Origin of the sequence: Labrenzia sp. THAF82 (assembly GCF_009363435.1) — a bacterium.
GTDB classification, from domain to species: Bacteria; Pseudomonadota; Alphaproteobacteria; order Rhizobiales; family Stappiaceae; genus Roseibium; species Roseibium porphyridii.
Genome location: NZ_CP045354.1, coordinates 989,439 through 1,008,075, shown reverse-complemented (window position 1 = coordinate 1,008,075; position 18,637 = coordinate 989,439). Strand labels below are relative to the sequence as shown.

The following is an 18,637-nucleotide window of genomic DNA, read 5'->3' as shown; positions in this document are numbered from 1 at the left end:
CCCCTCTTATCTGTCGAGCGTTCCGGCAGTCAGGCTGGATTGGCATCTTTTCGGCCGCGTTCACCGGCCAGCGCGTTGCGCTCGGCGGCAACGTGGACAGCAATTGAGACGATTTCATGGGCAGGCGCCAGATTGCCAATTGGCGCCGCCTTCAGAGGAAGGACCGCCACATGGCTGGCCTTGGCGCTTTAGCACGTAAGTTATTCGGTTCGGCAAACGACCGGAAGATAAAGACATTTCGTTCAACGGTGGAGCAGATCAACGCGCTCGAGCCTGAAGTGCAGGCCCTGTCGGACGAGGCGCTGCGCGCCCGAACGGACGAGTTCCGCGAGCAGCTGAAAAACGGCGCCAGCGTGGAAGACCTGCTTGTCCCTGCCTTTGCAACCGTGCGCGAGGCAGCCCGCAGGGCGCTCGGCCAACGCCACTATGACGTACAGTTGATCGGCGGCATGGTTCTCAATTCTGGCCAGATTGCAGAAATGCGCACTGGTGAGGGCAAGACACTGGTTGCAACCGCGCCGGTCTACCTGAACGCGCTGACCGGCAATGGCGTTCACGTGGTGACCGTCAACGACTATCTGGCACAGCGCGACAGCGAATGGATGGGCCAGGTTTACAGATTTCTTGGACTGACGGTCGGCTGCATCACACATGGCCTTTCAGACGAAGAACGCCGGGACGCCTACGCAGCGGATGTCACTTACGGCACGAACAACGAATTCGGCTTCGACTATCTGCGCGACAACATGAAACATGACCGCGAGTCGATGGTTCAGCGCGATCATGCCTATGCCATTGTCGATGAAGTCGATTCCATCCTGATTGATGAAGCAAGGACGCCGCTCATCATTTCTGGTCCGCTGGAGGACCGGTCGGAATTCTACAATACCGTCGATGCCTTCATCCCGCACCTGACGGACGAAGACTACGAGCTCGACGAGAAGCAACGATCCGCCACATTTACGGAAGCCGGCAACGAGAAGCTCGAGGGATTGCTCAGCGAAGCGGAGCTCTTGAAGGGCGATTCGCTCTATGACGTGGAAAACGTTTCAATCGTCCACCATCTGCAGCAGGCTCTAAAAGCTCACAAGCTGTTCCAGCGTGACAAGGACTACATCGTCCGCAACGACGAAGTCGTCATCATTGACGAGTTCACCGGGCGCATGATGCCGGGACGCCGTTTTTCCGAAGGTTTGCACCAGGCTCTCGAAGCTCGCGAGAAAGTGCGCATTCAACCGGAAAACCAGACCCTCGCGTCAATCACGTTCCAGAATTATTTCCGTATGTATGGCAAGCTTGCCGGCATGACCGGCACCGCGTCGACAGAAGCCGACGAGTTTGCGGACATCTACAAGCTGGAAGTTGTCGAGATCCCGACCAATGTGACCGTCAAACGTATTGACGATGACGACGAAGTCTATCGAACCGTCCAGGAGAAGTTCATCGCGATTGTCAAACTGATTGACGATTGCAAAGAGCGCGGCCAACCGATCCTGGTGGGAACCACGTCCATCGAAAAGTCCGAGCTTCTTGCCGAGCTTTTGAAGAAACAGCATGGCTACAAGCAGATTGATCTGAGCGACCCGGCGGCATTCGCGGCTGCGCAGAAGAAAGACGACGGCAAGTCCAAAGTCTTTGCGGTTCTCAATGCCCGTTACCATGAACAGGAAGCGTTCATTGTCGCGCAGGCGGGTCTTCCAGGCGCGGTCACCATTGCAACCAACATGGCCGGTCGCGGTACCGACATTCAGCTGGGCGGCAATGCCGACATGCAGATTGCCATGGAATTGGGTGACATGCCGGAAGGCGCTGAGCGCGAAGCGAAGGAAACCCAGATCCGCGACGAAGTCGAAAGACTCAAGACCAAGGCTCTGGAAGCCGGCGGTCTTTACGTCATCGGTACGGAACGGCATGAAAGCCGCCGGATCGACAACCAGCTGCGAGGCCGCTCCGGTCGTCAGGGCGACCCGGGACATTCCAAGTTTTTCTTGTCGCTTCAAGATGATTTGATGCGCATCTTCGGCTCGGAGCGCATGGACACCATGCTGCAAAAGCTCGGCCTTGAAGAAGGCGAAGCAATTATCCACCCGTGGATCAACAAGGCGCTGGAAAAGGCACAACAGAAAGTCGAGGCCCGCAACTTCGACATTCGTAAGAACCTTCTGAAATTCGACGACGTCATGAACGACCAGCGCAAGGTTGTTTTTGAACAGCGCATCGAATTGATGGACAGCGAAGCCATTCAGGACGCTGTCGCGGACATGCGGCATGACGTGATCGATGATCTGGTCGCAAGACACATTCCCGAAAAAGCCTACCCGGAACAGTGGGACACGGAAGGTCTTCAGGAAGAAGTGGGCAAGTACCTCAATCTCGATGTCCCGGTAAAGGACTGGGCGGACGAGGAAGGCATTGCCGACGAAGAAGTTCGGGACCGGCTGCGCAAGTCGGCGGACGAGGCCATGGCCCAGAAAGTCGCCAAATACTCGCCCGACGTGATGCGTCAGGTCGAAAAGGCGATCCTGCTCCAGACACTCGACAACCTCTGGCGCGAACATCTGTCGAACCTCGACCATTTGCGCTCAGTGGTCGGCTTCCGTGGCTATGCACAGCGTGATCCTCTTCAGGAATACAAGACCGAAGCCTTCACGCTGTTTGAATCGATGCTGGCACAACTCCGTCAGATGACCACGGCACAATTGCTGCGCGTCGAACTCGTAACGGAACAGCCCCCGCAAATGCCGGAAGAGCCGGAAATGCACGCCCATCACATCAACCCATTGACCGGGGAAGACGAAATGGCGCTTGCAGGAACAAACCCTGCACCGCGCGGCGAACGCAATCCGGAAGATCCATCGACCTGGGGCAAAGTTGGCCGCAATGAGCCTTGTCCGTGCGGATCGGGCAAGAAATTCAAACACTGCCACGGTGCCTTGGTGTAACCACACTGGAATTGAACTGATTTGGGCCAGCCTGAACTCTTGGGCTGGCCTTTTTCGTGATTTTCCGGCAGGTTGCGCCGAATTCAAACGGCCAGAACATCAATGGAAAACACTGCCGCAGCATCCGTCTACGTTTCCCGACGCGAAAACACTCGCCCAGATGCACCTGTTCTCAGCGTGCTCGTACCTGTTTTCAACGAGGAAGAAGTCATCCTCCACTTCCTGGAGGCAACGAAGCCCGTACTTGAACGCACTGGGCTGCAATATGAGTATGTCTTCATTGACGACGGCAGCCGCGACAACACAGCAGACCTGCTCGCACAGGAGCTGAAAACAGGCCTGCCCGGGCGCCTTTTGGGACTGTCTCGCAACTTCGGCAAGGAAGCAGCGCTTTCAGCTGGGCTGGAAGCTGCGAAAGGCGACATTGCCATCATCATTGATGCAGATCTTCAAGACCCGCCAGAGCTCATTCTTCAAATGCTCGACGGTTGGCGAGCTGGCTATGACGTCGTCTACGGTCTGAGGGTGGACAGGTCGTCCGACACACTGATGAAACGCTCCACCGCTGGACTGTTTTATAAGCTTTTCAACCGGTTAGCGAATATAGACATGCCAGCGAATGCCGGTGATTTCCGCCTGATCGATCGGGCGGTAATCGACGCCTTGCTTCGATTGCCGGAGCGAAACCGATTCATGAAAGGACTTTTTGCCTGGGTCGGATTTCCGTCCATGGCCCTGCCATATGAACGACCGCCCCGAAAAGCAGGCAATGGAAAGTTCAATTATTGGAAGCTCTGGAATTTCGCGCTTGATGGTCTGACAGGCTTTACCACCTTGCCTCTACGCATCTGGTTTTATGGTGGCATGATCATTTCTCTGGCGGCCTTCGCCTATGCTTTCTACCTGACGCTTCGCGTGTTTTTGCACGGCATCGACGTGCCTGGCTACGCCTCGCTCATGGTGGCTTTGTTGTTCTTCTCCGGTGTTCAATTGCTCTCGATCGGCATGATTGGAGAGTATATCGCGCGGCTGTTCAACGAGGCCAAACAGCGGCCGGTTTTTGTTCTGCAGGACGTTATAGAAGGCACCGAACCTCAGACAGCACCGCAAGTGGACAAGACCTCTGATGACGCCTGAGCGCACTCGGCAAACGCTGAAGACCGAGACTACGGCTGCCGGAAAATTTGCAATTGTCGGCATCCTTGCGACGCTCACCCATGCAGCTGTTGCCGGCGGACTATTAGAAACCGGTCAGCTTTCCGCTTTTCCGGCAAATATCTGCGGTTTTCTGGTCGCGTTTTTTGTTTCTTTCGGAGGGCACTATTTCTGGAGTTTTGCGCATTTGCGTCAACAGGGTACGGCAATGAAAACCATGACCCGGTTCCTTGTCATTGCTCTAAGTGGTTTTGCGCTCAATTCAACCGTACTGGCACTCTGGCTTGGATTCACCCCCTGGCCCGATCTCATCGGGTTGATGTTCTCCATCGCTATCGTGCCAGCCTTAACCTTCCTGGGAGCGCGTCTTTGGGCCTTCTCCCATCGAACCGCTGAAACCTGATCTTGTCCACGCCCTTCCGCAACATGCCCGCCTCTCGCGCCGCCCTTCTTTATGGTGGCATTGTCTGCCTGCTTTATGCGCTTGTTCCCAGCCTGTTTTTTCCCGGACCGCCCTTGGATGTTGTGGAAGGTTTTGCCTGGGGCCGCGAACTTCAGCTTGGATATACCAAGCACCCGCCCATGCAGGCTTGGCTACTTGAAGCGACCTACCAGCTGACGGGAGGATATGCTGGGGGGTATTGGCTGAGCGCGCTCTGTGCGGGAATCGGATACGTCTTCGTCTGGCACATCGGCAAGCGGCTTGGATTCACCGATTGGCAAGCGTTCTGGGCCGTCGTTCTGACAAGCGTGACTTTCTATTTCACGCTCCCGATGCCTGAATTCAATCCGAATATTCTGCAGATCCCGGTCTGGACCGGAATGATCTTGCTGTTTCACCGGGCCTTACAAAAAGGACACCTGCTTGACTGGATGCTTTTGGGTGCTCTGGCAGCCTTCGGGTTTTACGTCAAATACTTCGTGCTGCTTCTGGTTGGAACCATCGGCCTCTATTCACTTGTGTTCAAAGACGCCCGGCACCATCTGCTGACCCCCGGACCGTGGCTGTGCGCCATCACCTGCCTGATCCTGCTTGTCCCACATGGTTTTTGGCTCCTGGAAACAGACTTTCTGACGTTTCAATACGCAGCCAGTCGCAGCAAACCTGCGATGCTTTTCTGGGATCACATTTTCAATCCTCTCAATTTTTTGGGAGCTCAGATCGGAAACCATGCCGGACTATTGGTGGTCGTTCTTGCCGGCCTCGGCTTTCACGGCCTGACTCACTTCCTGTCCAAGGTGGAGGAAACATCGAACGAGCGCGACAGGAGACACGATCGATTTCTGCTTTGGTTTGGCTTTGTTCCGTTGACTGTGGTGCTGCTGACTTCGGCTTTGAGCGGAAACGAGTTTGAGCACATGTGGGGAACGCCGATGTTCGTGCTGTCCGGAGTGCTTGCCGTCCGGTATTTGGCGCTACCGGCAGCATGGCCCCATCCGAAGAGAGCCCTATGGTCGGCTGGCTTTATCCAGTTTGTCTTTCTGGCAGTTCTCTTTGGACAGGCGTTTCTGGAACCTCATTGGAAGACCAAACAATCCAGGATGCACTATCCGGCAAAGGCTGTTGCGCTTGAGCTTGCTGCGATATGGCAGGAAGAAACTGGAAGCAACCTTGCTTATGTTGCCGGTGACATGTGGTCCGCGGCCAATGTCACCTTGTTCGCACCGGAGCGGCCATCAATGTTCTATCTGCACGATCAGGTCCTGAGCCCATGGATCGACATTGACGATATCCAGAAGAAGGGACTGATGATTGTTTGGCGCGGCGAGCGGGACAAACCTTTGAACGAGATCCTGCACCATTACCCGAACGCCGTTCGTCACGGCCAGAGAACCTTTCCCTACCAGACTTCCGGACCAATGCCAGATGCACGTATCAATTGGATAATCATCCCGCCTGGTGCCGTTTCCGAAGCAATGCCAAAATAGTGTTGTGAGGAACCGTGCCCGTCTGGAAACCGGAACAAAAGGTCACTAACCTGACGCCATGATCAGTATGGCTGAAATAGACGGCATCGAGGACTGGCTGATTGACCAGGCACTCGGATCTCCGGACATGGCCTCCATGTTTGCCGAAATGTGCGAGCGATTGCGCCAGTGCAATGTTCCCATCGACAGGTCAATGCTGGTGTGGTCAGCGCTGCACCCGCTCATCGAGGCTGAGCTCGCATTCTGGGAAAACGGTGGCACGGTGCAACACGAACGGATCCAGCACTCGGCCGAAGAAACGGACGATTGGCTGACAAGTCCGATCCGCGCTGTCCTGTTGAGCGGTGAACCGATGCTCCGGCGCCGATTGACCAACCAGAACGCACCGTTGGAGTTCCCGTTGCTCAAAACGCTGTCGGAAGCGGGTTACACCGACTACATGGTGATGCCGACCCAGTTCAATATTCCCTCTATTCCGAGCGAATATCCAACGACGGGCATCATTGTCAGCTGGGCGACACGTCAGGAGGGCGGCTTCTCCGACGAAGCCTTGAAGGCTATTCAGTATATCCAGAGACGGCTCGCGCTCGCAGCCCGAGCAACTTTGGAAGGACAGATCAGCCAAACCATTGCCGAGACCTATCTGGGCAAGATTGCCGGCGACAAGGTCCTCAACGGACAAATCCGTCATGGCGACGGTGAAACGATCGACGCGGTCATCTATTACAGCGACATGCGCGAATCCACGGCCATTGCGGAAACCCTCGGGCCTGATGCCTATCTTGGCTGGTTGAACACTTATTTCGAAGCAACCGCGGGTGCTGTTCTGCAGCATGGAGGTGAGGTTCTCGATTTCATTGGCGACGCGGTTCTTGGGGCCTTTCCGATAGGCGATCAAAATCTGGAGGAATGCGTCAACCGCGCGATCGCCGCCGCCGACGAGACTAGAAAACGTCTGCAGTCGATCAATCTGAGCGCATCTCAGGATCGACCAATGAAATCCGGAATTGCTCTGTCCGTCGGGTCCGTCATGTTCGGCAACATCGGTGTTCCGCACCGGCTGACATTTTCAGTGATCGGTCAAACGGTTCACGCTGCGGCGCGTGTCGAGAGCCTGACAAAACAGCTCGGTGTCGATGTTCTGATGACCCAAGACATTGCGCGCTTTGCAGAATCTAGATCACAGCCGGTTGGCGCTTTTGAGCTCAACGGGTTTTCCGAACATCAACCACTCTTCTCGTTGACCTGACACATTTCAATTAACAGACCCGGCCGTATCCCGCGTTCCCGGACAGACAAAGAAATTGATCTCATGACAGACCTAAGCCCCTCAGCTCGGCCGCATCTACCGTTCCGCGATCAGGAAGCAACCGCCCGGGACGACGGCGCTCCCATCGTTCTCCTACACGGGTTCGGTGGCGACCGCCTGAGCTGGCAGAATATTCAGGTGGCTCTCAGCACCAAGAAGCGTTCAATCGCTTTTGACTTGCCGGGCCATGGCGAAGCCCTTGATTGGCCGCGGATCGGCAATGCCGGTGTGGCTGCCAAGGCCGTGACACAGTCACTTGAGTCTCTGGACTTGCCCAAGGTTCATATGGTCGGCCACTCCATGGGCGGTGCAGTGGCCGCTCTGGTGGCGCTGCGAAACCCGGATCTGGTTGCCAGCATGACTTTGCTGGCACCCGGTGGCTTTGGCCCGGAAATCAATCACCGGCTGCTGCGCCGCTATGCGACCGCGACAGACGCTTCGGAAATGGAAGTTCTTCTCGAGCAGTTTTTCGGCTGGGAATTCAAACTGCCGAAATTTCTCGCATCAACGGCAGCTGAAAGCCGCGCGCGACCGGGAGCGGTTGCGACTCTCGAGGCTATTGCCGACGAAATCATCGATGGCCGTGTGCAAAGGACGCTACCAAGGGACGATCTTGCAGCCTTGCAAATGCCGATCAAGGTGCTTTGGGGAACCCAGGACCGAATACTCCCAACCCGGCAGGCTCACAAGCTGCCTGGCATCGTGGCGACCCACATATTCGAGCGTGTCGGTCACATGGTGCATCTGGAGATCCCCAAGGATGTGACCCGGCTTATCCTTCAAAACGCCGGTGTCTGACGCTTGACTGAACGCCGTGCATCCTCAAGCGTCGGGTAGCAGGTCGTCACGCCACACGTCGCCGATAACGCGGCGTGCCATCATGTGCGAGCGCGGCGAATTGATGCTGTCGACGGCGATGAGCTGACCCTCCTTGAGGTAGGCAACATAAAACTTGTTGCCTTCCGGAGATCCAGTGAGAACCGTATCGTCATAGCCGTCTGACAGTCCGGCAATCTGCAGCTTGATGTCATATTGATCGGACCAGAACCAGGGCAACGGGTCATAATCGACCTCGTGTCCAAGCAAAGCCTGCGCCGCTGCCTTGGCCTGGTCGATTGCGTTTTGAACACTTTCCATGCGCACCGAGCGCTGATACCTGTTGGAATAAAAACGTGTGCAGTCCCCCACAGCGAATATATCAGTGTCGCTGGTCTGCCCGGTGCCATCCACCAGAATACCGTTGTCTGTTTCCAATCCGGCCTGTTCGGCAAGCCAGTCATTCGGTTCAGCACCAACGGCCACGAGCACAAGCTCGGCAGCAACGACTTCACCGGAAGACAGCTTGACCCCGGTCACAGCATCATCGCCTTCCAGCGCTGCAACGCCAGTGTCCAACTTCAAATCAATGCCCCGCGCCCGATGGAGCGCTGTGAAATAGTCCGAAACGGCTTGGCTGACGACACGCTTCATCGGTCGGTCCTGCGCCTCGATAACAGCAACATCCTTGCCAAGCGACTTTGCAACCGCCGCCACTTCAAGACCGATATAACCCGCACCGATAATGGCAATATGCTTGCTGTTGCTCATCCGTTCGCGAATATCGTCAACGTCAGTGATGGACCGGAGGGTTACGACGCCTTTCTTGTCCGCACCCTCCAGGGTCAGTTTGCGAGCGTTCGTACCGGTCGCGAGCACCAGCTTCCCGTAAGGCAGCGTGTCACCATTTTCCAGGGTTAATCGCTTCCCGGCCCTGTCGATCGCGACAACCTTGGTGTTGGGAATGTGATCGATCTTGTTGGTTTCAAAAAACGCGGGAGGCCTGAGCCACAACCCTTCCGCTCCAATTTCTCCGGCCAGAAATTTCTTTGACAGCGGCGGACGCTGGTAAGGCGGATGCGGTTCGTCACCTATCAGACGCAAAGGCCCTTCAAACCCGCCCTGGCGCAGAGATTGGGCAACCTGGGCGCCGGCTTGTCCTGCACCGATGATGACGATTTGTTCCTGCATTCCGTTCCACGCTCCTCAAGCTTGGCCTATTGACCTTGCCTTGCCCTAGCATGAAGAACGCCCGCCCGCCAGACGGGCGAAACGCCGCGACGGGACGGTCGCGACGTTCAAAAGACTTTTATGAGTAAGAACAGCGTCAGGCGCTGCGGACGCTTTGCAGAAATTCAGCAACTTCCTGACGGATAAGGTCACCCTGACGCCCGAGCGTCTCTGCAAGCTGCTCCACTTCCGCACCATTTGAGCGGGCAAGTTCGGCTGCAGAACCGACCGCTTCCATGCGATTGGCGCCTTCGTCGGATCGATCTGAAGCACTGGAGACATTCTGGGAGATAATCTGGACAGCTTCATCTTGCTGGCCAACGGCGGCGGCGACAGCAGATGCGAGACTTTCCATGTCGGTAATGATTTTGTTCACGTCCTCGATTGCCCGCACAGCCTGACCGGACGATCCCTGAATTGCCTCGATCTGAACTGCAATGTCTTCGGTTGCCTTGCTGGTCTGATCGGCAAGCTGTTTCACCTCTGCGGCCACAACGGCAAACCCTTTTCCGGCTTCCCCGGCTCTGGCCGCCTCGATTGTGGCATTGAGCGCCAGAAGGTTGGTCTGGTTCGCGATATCACGGATCAACCCCATGACCTCACCGATACGATCTGCTGCGCCGGAAAGTTCCCGCATTGTCGCAACGGTTGAAGAGGCACTGTTCACGGCCTGTTGCGCGACTTCGGTGGATTTGTTGGCCTGCCCGGCAATTTCTGCGATTGATGCGGCAAGTTCTTCAGCCGAATGCGCCGCGGACGTTACATTCTCCGCGGCTGTACGCACGGCACCTGCAGCTTCATTCGACTGGTCAGCAACATCGTCCGCCGATTGCTCCATCGACAGAGACGTCTGCTTCAGTTCCCCATTTGCCCTGTCCAGACTGTTAAGTGCGTCAGAAACTGTGCCTTCAAACCCGCCAATAAGTTCATCGAGATGCGTGACACGTTCTTCGCGGCGCTGGTTCTCTGCAGCCTGCGAGGAGGCAAGTTGCGCCCTCTCAACTGCGTTGTCCCGGAAAACCGTTACGGTGCGGCTCATGGAGGCGAGTTCAGTTTTGCCTGTCAATTCGGGAAGATCGAGTTCCGTCTGACCACTGGCAAGAGCTTCCATCGCCGTTTGAAGTCGCGCCAGCGGCTGCGAGATGGACTGACCGATCACCAGCGCAATGGCCGGCAACAGGATGAGAAGCGCCAGAATCGTGCCGCCAATTCCGAATGTTGCGATTGAACGGGCGATTGTCAGCTGCGCACCTGCTTCGCGCTGAATGTCCATGGCAGCCTTGTTCAATGAGGCGATATGTGGTGGCACGAGTTCAAATAGGTTCTGAAGCAGCTCAAGATGCCCGGCCATATCGATTTTTGCGGCCGTGTAGTCGTCAAACGTGGCCTTGTACTTCGCCATGTTGTCAGACAACTCTTTCTTGATCGCGTCAGAGATGTAGACCTTTTTGAGCAATTTCTCGAACGCTGCGAACTGAGTGGCGAACGCTTCAACAGCCTCTTGGGTATTGTCCAGCGTAAACGCTTTCTCGGCCAGCTGAACCGCGAGAATGGCGCGTGCAAGCTTCTCAAAGTCCGGCCCACCACCGAATTTCATTTCCTCGGCAAGGCGGTCTTTGACGGCTCCGGTGGTTTCGTTCAAGACGGCAAGATAGCCCTGCGTGCTGTCGTAACCGATCTTTTGCTGTACTGCGTCAAGCATTTCGAACGCACCCATCGTGCCTTCGAGCGTGTCTTTTACGTCGGCAACCTGGGGCGCATAAGGAGCAGCTGTCGGGTTTGTCGAGACTTTGGCAATAATCTGCTTGGCCCTGTCCAGCTCTTCGTTGAATGCCTGGAACTTTTCAGCAGATGGGTGACCGATGTAGCGCTCTTCAATGACGCGCAACGCTGTTCCCGATTCTGACAACTCGGCGACTTCCTCTGCGAGCAGAGAACTGTCACTCATCCGCGAGAAGGCAGTATCGAGTTCGCTTTGATTCCAGAAGAAAACGGCGCCGATAGCCAACAGGCCAACGATTGTGAAGAGGCTCAACGCCATGATGCGAACCTTGACCGACAGTCGGGACAAGATCTGAATTGGTGATTGCGAACCGAGGGTCACCGGTATATTTCCTTTGAGTGTCACGCGATGAGCAAATGGTTGGCCATAAAAGCTGATTTACTATTAACGTGATGGTTACCATGTCTGCCCTCCGCTTCGTTTCGATCAGCGGCGCAGGGTCTTCCCATTGAGGCCGAATTGAAGTTTCTCGCCAAAGCCGCGCCGGCTATTTTCGTTCTGCTCTGGTCCACGGGCTTTGTCGGTTCAAAGCTCGGCGCGCCCTACATCGAGCCGATGGCATTTTTGACGCTGCGTTTTCTGGCAGTTATTCCGGTCTTGTTCGTACTCGCCTTGCCATTGGTAAAATCCTGGCCATCGGCTCCAACCATGATTGGCCATTGCATCATCACCGGTATGTTGGTGCATGGAATTTATCTCGGCGGCGTTTTTTGGGCGATCAAGCAAGGCATGCCGGCCGGCCTGTCATCGATCATTGTTGGTTTGCAACCGGTCCTTACAGCTCTCATGGCAGTGGCATTGCTGAACGAATCAATCTCAAGAAAGCACTGGCTCTCCATGGCGATTGGAGCCGCGGGCCTCGCGCTTGTTCTAGGGCCCAAATTCGATCTTGGAGGATCTGGCATTACAGCTGTGACGATCGCGGTGGTCTTTGCAGCTGTCGCCGGCATCAGCCTCGGCACGGTCTACCAAAAGCGATTTGTCCAGCAGACGGACCTGCTCGCCGCCACCATCTGGCAATATGTCGGAGCTTTGTTGATTACCGTCCCACTCTCGGCCTTTGAAAGTTGGCAGATAACCTGGTCCGGCGATCTCATCTTTGCGATGGTCTGGCTCGTCCTGGTTCTGTCCGTCGGCGCCGTGCTTCTTTTGATGCTTTTGATCCGGGAGGGAGCAGTCTCGCAAGTTGCAAGCCTTTTCTACCTGGTTCCCGTGGCGACTGCGGTCGAGAGTTACTTTCTCTTCAACGAGACCCTGTCCCTTGTTCAGATCGCCGGCATGGCACTGGTTATTGGCGCGGTTCAGACGATAAGAACCGTATCGCGAAAACCGTGACGTTAGGCCGACAAGCTACTTCGCGGCAACAAGCATGTCCTGTTGCTGCTTTTTCCTCTGCCAGAAGCGTCTTTGCCGAGAGATCGCGGCATTCAGTTCTCCACCGAGAATGAAAACCAGGGCGCAGATATAGAGGAAAATCAGTGCGGTCATGATCCCCGCAAGACCGCCATAGGTCGAAACGTAATTGGCGAATTTTGCCAGATAAGCGCCGAAAACACTGCCTGAAATGATCCAGAGAACCAATGTTGCCAGGATGCCGGGCCAAAGGTCCATAAAGCTGCGTTTGCCGCTCGGCAACAGCCAGTGGGTAATGAAAAGGCCGATGATCAGCAGCGACCCGGCAAGCGTAAAGCGGGCAACATTGATCGACAGGAGGAAGCTCTCCACCTGCGGCACGTAGATCTTGAGCGTCTCGAGCGCCAGAGGCGCTAGCACCACAAGAAAAGTGTAGGCTATCAGGATGGCAGCTCCCAAAAGCACAAGACCAAGGCTTTGCAGGCGCAGCAGCACGAAATTTCGCTTTTCCTGCTGACGGTAGGCCCTGTTCAAGGCCGTCCGGAGCGCTTCCACACCATTGGATGAAAACCAAAGCGCTGCCACGGCGCCGAAAGTCAGAAGATCTCCACGCGGAACGGTCAGCACATTGTGGATTTCACGCACGACAGGCGCTGCGACGCTCTCGGGCCAGGCATCGAACACAAGATCTGAAGCAGTGTCTGCAGCACCGGCAAATCCGAAGAAACCGGCCAGAGAGGCAATAAAGATAAGCAGTGGGAAGACAGCAAGCAGGCCCGACAGGGCGACATGACTGGCCATGGCGAACCCGTCATCGCTGGTAAAGTGTCCGACCGCATCCTTCAGGACGGCATATGTCACCAGAATCGTTTGCTGTGCTCTCATGCTTTCTGATGTGGCCTTTGACGCCGCATTTCGTCAAGTGGCCACCGCGAAAACCGCCCCCTCCAAAAGATGAAGAAATTCCGGCTCGACAAATGAGTGTGTGCAACGCAACATAGCTTCAACAAAATGCGCTGCTGCGCAACAAATGAAAACGGAGATCGCCAATGTCACCTGCCGCCATGACCGCGACGGAATTGCCGAAAAGTCAAAGCCAACTGACGGAAGCCGCCGTTGCATCTTTGGACCGCCTGTTGGATCTGGCCGCGCAGCGTGTGCGAGATCTGGTTTTGGAGGACGGCCGGATTTCCTCACGCCGAATGGAGGCGGAACAACGGGCAACACACGGTCTGGCCTGGTTGGCGACCTACGTGGAATCCATGCGGCAACTGGATGCCTATGCCCAGCGCCTGACCGGGGAAGGTCGCTACGGCAACCTTGAAGACAAGATCGTTCAACTCGGGTTCGCGGAATATCTTGCCCAGATCTTCGGCGGCATCGCCATGAACCAGGGTGAAATCGTCCGGTTGGCAGATCTCGGCATTTCGGCAAAGGAAGCTGCTGAATTTCTGACTGACGAAATTGAGACATTGATCGAAAACGGAAATTCACCGGAAATCCGTGCCGAGATTACCCAACTGATCCGGGATCAGGCAGGTCACTCGACCTTCGGCGATCCCGGCCTTGACGAAACAATGGAGCAGATCCGCAACGAAATGCGGCGCTTTGCGGAAGGAACTGTTGTTCCAAATGCACACGAGTGGCATCTGAAGAACGACTACATTCCACTGGACGTCATCAATCAGATGTCTGAACTCGGTGTCTTCGGACTGACCATACCGGAGGAATTCGGCGGCCTCGGGCTGGGCAAGGAGGCCATGTGCGTTGTGTCCGAGGAACTCTCACGCGCCTATATCGGCGTTGGCTCTCTTGGAACACGTTCTGAAATTGCGGCGGAGCTGATCCTGTGCGGGGGAACCGAGGAGCAGAAGCAGCTTTGGTTGCCCAAGATTGCGTCCGGGGAAATTCTGCCGACGGCAGTCTTTACCGAGCCCAATACGGGCTCTGACCTTGCGTCCTTGAAAACCAGAGCCGTCCAGGACGGTGACGTCTGGAAAGTATCGGGAAACAAGACCTGGATCACGCACCCCGTGCGCGCCGACATCATGACCCTGCTGGCCCGAACCAATCCGGATGAACCCGGCTACAAGGGGTTGTCCATGTTCATTGCGGAAAAACCCAGAGGCACAGACGAGGATCCCTTCCCGGCCGAAGGCATGAGCGGCGGTGAGATCGAAGTGCTCGGCTATCGCGGTATGAAGGAATACGAGATCGCCTTTGACGGGTTTGAGGTCAAGGCTGAGAACCTTCTGGGCCAGGTTGAAGGCGAAGGCTTCAAGCAGCTTATGCAGACATTTGAGGGTGCGCGCATTCAGACCGCCGCCCGAGCCCTTGGCGTCGCACAGTCAGCCCTTGATCTCGGCTTGAAATACGCTGAGGAGCGCATTCAGTTCGGCAAGGCGCTTGTCAACTTCCCCCGGGTTTCTGACAAGCTGGCCCTGATGACCGTCGAACTGATGATCGCGCGGCAGCTGACCTATTTCTCATCCTGGCAGAAGGACTCCGGCAAACGCTGCGATCTCGAAGCTGGAATGGCCAAATTGTTGGGAGCCCGTGTTGCCTGGGCGGCAGCAGACAACGCATTGCAGATCCATGGCGGCAATGGCTTTGCGCTCGAATATGCGATTTCTCGTGTCTTGTGCGATGCCCGTATCCTGAACATTTTTGAAGGTGCTGCGGAAATCCAGGCTCAGGTGATCGCGAGGAGACTATTGGAAACGCGTGGCAACGCCTAGGCCCGGCAACGGAGCAACCTTGGCAATGCTCCACTTGCAACTCCACATCACCAGTCAGAAGGGGCGGTGTTGAACGCCGCTCCGAGTGGCTCATCGAATTCCATTGCACCGGCAGGGAATAATTCCTGAGCCAGCTTCGTAATCTTCCAAACGCACGACACTGGAAGATGATGATGGACCCCCTTGCCGCGACACCCGCCAACATACAACAGCTCGTCAAACCTGACCGCTCCAGCAAAAGGTCTTCGCTGCCAGGCCTCAACGTTGTAGCTGCAACGCTGATTGCGGTTGGACTGTTCGCATTTGTCTTCTTGGCCCCGCACGAGCTGTCACGCCCGGCCGCTATCACCTTCCTGCTGACCGGTCTGGCAATCGTCGGCTGGACACTGACACCCATACCGGATTCGGTGGTGGCGATCTCCGCGGCTCTTGGCCTTGTTTTGACGGGCGCGCTACCCGAAGAACGTTTTTACGCGGCTCTTGGAACCGAACTTGTCTGGCTGCTCATCTCTGCATTTGTCATTGCAGCTGCAATCAAATCCTCAGGCCTGACCGAACGTTTCGCGCAAAGCGTGGTTATGCCGTTTTCCACCGTCAACGGTTTCTTCCACGCACTGACATTTGTTGTATCCGCTACGGTTTTTTTGATCCCCTCAACTTCGGGACGAGCAGCTTTGCTGCTCCCGGTCTTTGTTAGCCTTGCGCCGGTCATGCCAACACCCAGTTTGCGCCGCGCGCTTGCGCTCCTGTTTCCAAGCGCAATTCTCTTGTCTGCAGGGGGATCGCTCATTGGCGCAGGGGCTCATTTCATCGCGGTTGAAACCATCCAAACCTCAACTGGTCTTACCGTCTCCTTTCTTGAATGGATCCTGCTTGCCCTGCCAGTGGCCCTTCTTGCCTCGCACGGTGCGACAGTCCTGATTTTGCTGCTGTTCGTGCCCCCTGAGGAGCGTCGCTTGCCTCTTTGCACCAAAGATCGCGTGCCAGAGGCAAACTTCTCAGGCAAACACAAGAAACTGATATGCCTATTGGGCCTCCTGATCGCGGCATGGGTCACTTCCGGCATCCACGGCATCGGGATCGCAATCATTGGCTGTGTTGGGGCAGCACTTGTTGTCACTCCCCTGTTCACTGACGAGAAACCAAAGGCTCTGTTCAAAAACGTAGAGACCGAGTTGCTGGTTTTCCTGGCATCAACCTGGGTCATTGCGCAGGCGGTGGTTTCAACCGGCAAGGCGAAGTGGCTCGCCGACAAGCTCCTGTTTGTCTTGCCGCTGGACCTGTTGCAGCACCGTGAATTTGTGATCCTGGTGACGATTGTCATTGCGACCGCCGCACACCTGGTCATCAATTCCAGAAGCGCACGCGCAGCAGTACTCATCCCGTCGCTTGCACTACCGCTTGCTGAATTCGGCCATGACACGATGATCCTTGTGATGGCGACGGTTCTGGGAACCGGTTACTGCCAGACCATGGTTGCGAGCGCAAAACCGATCGCAATTTTCAAGTCGGCAGGTGATGACCTGTTTGGCCAGAAAGACCTGTTCAAGCTGGCTATGCCTCTGCTGCCCCTCAAAGTTGGTCTGATAGCAGCCTTTGCCATGTTCATCTGGCCACTTCAGTCGCCATCACAATCCGTCAACGGCGCTGACCTCGGCCCAACAGCAAACGCCCTCAGACTGTCAAACCCGGATCCCGTTCGTCTGACCGCGCAGCAAATCGAACCTCAGGAACCGATGAGGGGCGCACTTTGCACCAGAACCGAACTCGAAGCGTTGATGTTGGCAACCATTTACGAACGCCGTATGTGGGCGGCAGGTTGGTGGCACGTCTGGGACAGGCTGCGCAAGGATGGTGTGCCGATTGAAAAATCTGCGGTCAGGGACATCTACAAGTCTCAGGACATGGTCAGACTTCGCTCCCACTCCCTCAAATTTGCGGAGGTCAATCTGGAGGCAGCGTCTGTCATGCGCGCCAGGATGTCCTGCAGCGGAAAGCCAACTTCAAATAATGAAATAGTGCCAACACCGCGTAAGAAACCCTGACTTAACAAGCGGCAGAAATTGAACATGAATACATCTGGCGTCAAATAGGAGGCCAGATGTATTTATCGTATTATGGCAGAATTAATTGAAAATTCCAGGAATAATTACTGACCTGAATCGTCTTACTCCTATCACCCCCAAGCATAGGAGAAGAAAATGACTCTCAATATTCTTGTCGCACCGTCGGGATTTAAGGAGTCTCTGGATGTGGACGACGTGGTCGCAGCCATTTCGGAAGGCTGCAGACGCGCACTTCCCGAGTGCACCATCTTGAAAGCTCCGATGGTCGACGGAGGCGAAGGCTTCACAAAAGCCCTTGTCAACGCGACTGGCGGCACGCTTCACGAAATCATGGTCACGGGACCTGTTGGACAAACCGTTTCGAGCTTTTTCGGCATGCTTGGGGGCAAGGATCGTCGGACGGCAGTTATCGAAATGGCAGCCGCTGCGGGATTGAGCCTGGTTCCCCGCGATCAGCGGGATCCGACCCGAACAACGAGTTACGGTGTGGGCGAACTGATCCTGGCCGCCCTTGATGCAGGCGCGAAACGTATTCTGATCGGCTGCGGCGACAGCGGCATCAACGACGGCGGCGCGGGCATGGCTCAGGCCTTGGGCGCGCGCCTGCTTGATGCGAACAACAACTGTATCGGGCGCGGAGGAGCTGCACTCGCAAACTTATCGAGGATCGATATCTCTGGACTTGATCCACGCCTGAGTGAAACGCAGATCGATGCCGCGGTGAACTGGCACAATGTTTTGCTGGGCGATCGTGGGGTCGCACGTGTTTTCGGACCGCAGAAGGGCGCAACACCGCGCCAGGTTCAGTCACTTGAGGAAGCCCTTGAGATCTACGCCCTGCTTCTCAATCGTGATCTCGACCTGGATCTTGGTCATAGAAACGGGTCAGGTGCATCCGGTGGACTGGGAACCGGACTGATCGCATTTGCGGGTGCACATTTGCACCCACGCTTCAACATCGTGATGCAGTACCTGGAATTCGACAGTTTGTTGAAATCCGCCGACCTTGTCATCACTGCGGAAGGTGCACTGGACGGCCAGAGCCCGTTTGGCAAGGTGCCTTGTGAGGTCGCGCAACGGGCGCGTAAGCGAAACATACCTACGATCGCATTGGCGGGCACAATAGGCAGCGGGGTTTGCGAAACCTTTGAAACCGGCATAGATGCATTTGCCTCGATTTTGAAACGTCCCTGCACATTGGAAGATGCAATCTCCGATGCCGGAAAGCTGCTTCGGAACGCCAGTGAAGACGCCCTTCGCATGGTGTTGGTCGGCTCAAGGTTGAAGGTCGCCTGACTTGGCTCGAAGCCCCTGAG

14 protein-coding genes are annotated in these 18,637 nt (G+C 55.9%); 10 read left to right on the top strand and 4 right to left on the bottom strand.

Annotated elements, in window-relative coordinates; translation table 11 throughout:
• Positions 1-29: 29 nt before the first annotated feature.
• Positions 30-170 carry a hypothetical protein gene (locus tag FIV00_RS29630; protein ID WP_173005890.1) on the bottom strand — a complete coding sequence of 47 codons (141 nt, stop codon included), beginning with the start codon at positions 168-170 and terminating at the stop codon, positions 30-32.
• Between FIV00_RS29630 and secA the strand changes: the two genes are divergently transcribed.
• From secA to FIV00_RS04905, 6 genes are all read left to right on the top strand, one after another.
• Positions 171-2,942 (top strand): preprotein translocase subunit SecA, encoded by a 2,772-nt coding sequence (gene secA / locus FIV00_RS04930; protein WP_152499708.1) that lies wholly within the window; start codon positions 171-173, stop codon positions 2,940-2,942.
• Positions 2,943-3,044: 102 nt separating this feature from the next.
• Positions 3,045-4,079 (top strand): glycosyltransferase family 2 protein, encoded by a 1,035-nt coding sequence (locus FIV00_RS04925; RefSeq protein ID WP_152499707.1) that lies wholly within the window; start codon positions 3,045-3,047, stop codon positions 4,077-4,079.
• Positions 4,069-4,500 (top strand): GtrA family protein, encoded by a 432-nt coding sequence (locus tag FIV00_RS04920; RefSeq protein WP_152499706.1) that lies wholly within the window; start codon positions 4,069-4,071, stop codon positions 4,498-4,500. The genes FIV00_RS04925 and FIV00_RS04920 overlap by 11 nt, the downstream gene beginning before the upstream one ends.
• A gap of 2 nt (positions 4,501-4,502) precedes the next feature.
• Positions 4,503-6,026, top strand: a complete 1,524-nt coding sequence (locus FIV00_RS04915) for a glycosyltransferase family 39 protein (protein ID WP_209006815.1) — start codon at positions 4,503-4,505, stop codon at positions 6,024-6,026.
• A 58-nt stretch (positions 6,027-6,084) separates the two neighbouring features.
• On the top strand, positions 6,085-7,275 hold the full coding sequence (locus tag FIV00_RS04910; protein ID WP_152499705.1) for an adenylate/guanylate cyclase domain-containing protein: 1,191 nt from the start codon (positions 6,085-6,087) through the stop codon (positions 7,273-7,275).
• Between the two features lie 63 nt (positions 7,276-7,338).
• Positions 7,339-8,133, top strand: a complete 795-nt coding sequence (locus FIV00_RS04905; RefSeq protein ID WP_152499704.1) for an alpha/beta fold hydrolase — start codon at positions 7,339-7,341, stop codon at positions 8,131-8,133.
• Between the two features lie 24 nt (positions 8,134-8,157).
• Here the strand turns inward: FIV00_RS04905 and FIV00_RS04900 are convergent, their stop codons facing one another.
• Together FIV00_RS04900 and FIV00_RS04895 are read right to left on the bottom strand one after the other, a co-directional pair.
• On the bottom strand, positions 8,158-9,342 hold the full coding sequence (locus FIV00_RS04900) for an NAD(P)/FAD-dependent oxidoreductase (RefSeq protein WP_152499703.1): 1,185 nt from the start codon (positions 9,340-9,342) through the stop codon (positions 8,158-8,160).
• A 136-nt stretch (positions 9,343-9,478) separates the two neighbouring features.
• Entirely contained in the window at positions 9,479-11,485 is a 2,007-nt protein-coding gene (locus FIV00_RS04895) for a methyl-accepting chemotaxis protein (protein WP_152499702.1), read from the bottom strand.
• A 138-nt stretch (positions 11,486-11,623) separates the two neighbouring features.
• Between FIV00_RS04895 and FIV00_RS04890 the strand changes: the two genes are divergently transcribed.
• Positions 11,624-12,499 carry a DMT family transporter gene (locus FIV00_RS04890; RefSeq protein WP_173005889.1) on the top strand — a complete coding sequence of 292 codons (876 nt, stop codon included), beginning with the start codon at positions 11,624-11,626 and terminating at the stop codon, positions 12,497-12,499.
• Positions 12,500-12,514: 15 nt separating this feature from the next.
• On the opposite strand, the gene FIV00_RS04885 is transcribed toward FIV00_RS04890, so the two are convergent.
• On the bottom strand, positions 12,515-13,402 hold the full coding sequence (locus FIV00_RS04885; RefSeq protein WP_152499701.1) for a YihY/virulence factor BrkB family protein: 888 nt from the start codon (positions 13,400-13,402) through the stop codon (positions 12,515-12,517).
• A 164-nt stretch (positions 13,403-13,566) separates the two neighbouring features.
• On the opposite strand from FIV00_RS04885, the gene FIV00_RS04880 reads away from it, so the two are divergent.
• The 3 genes from FIV00_RS04880 to FIV00_RS04870 all read left to right on the top strand — a co-directional run bounded on the left by FIV00_RS04880 (position 13,567) and on the right by FIV00_RS04870 (position 18,617).
• A complete protein-coding gene (locus tag FIV00_RS04880) occupies positions 13,567-15,255 on the top strand; it encodes an acyl-CoA dehydrogenase family protein (protein WP_152499700.1) in 1,689 nt (562 codons plus the stop codon).
• A 167-nt stretch (positions 15,256-15,422) separates the two neighbouring features.
• Positions 15,423-17,300, top strand: a complete 1,878-nt coding sequence (locus FIV00_RS04875) for an SLC13 family permease (protein ID WP_152499699.1) — start codon at positions 15,423-15,425, stop codon at positions 17,298-17,300.
• A gap of 156 nt (positions 17,301-17,456) precedes the next feature.
• Complete coding sequence (locus FIV00_RS04870) at positions 17,457-18,617, top strand: glycerate kinase (RefSeq protein WP_152499698.1); 1,161 nt, start codon at positions 17,457-17,459, stop codon at positions 18,615-18,617.
• The last annotated feature ends 20 nt before the right edge of the window (positions 18,618-18,637 follow it).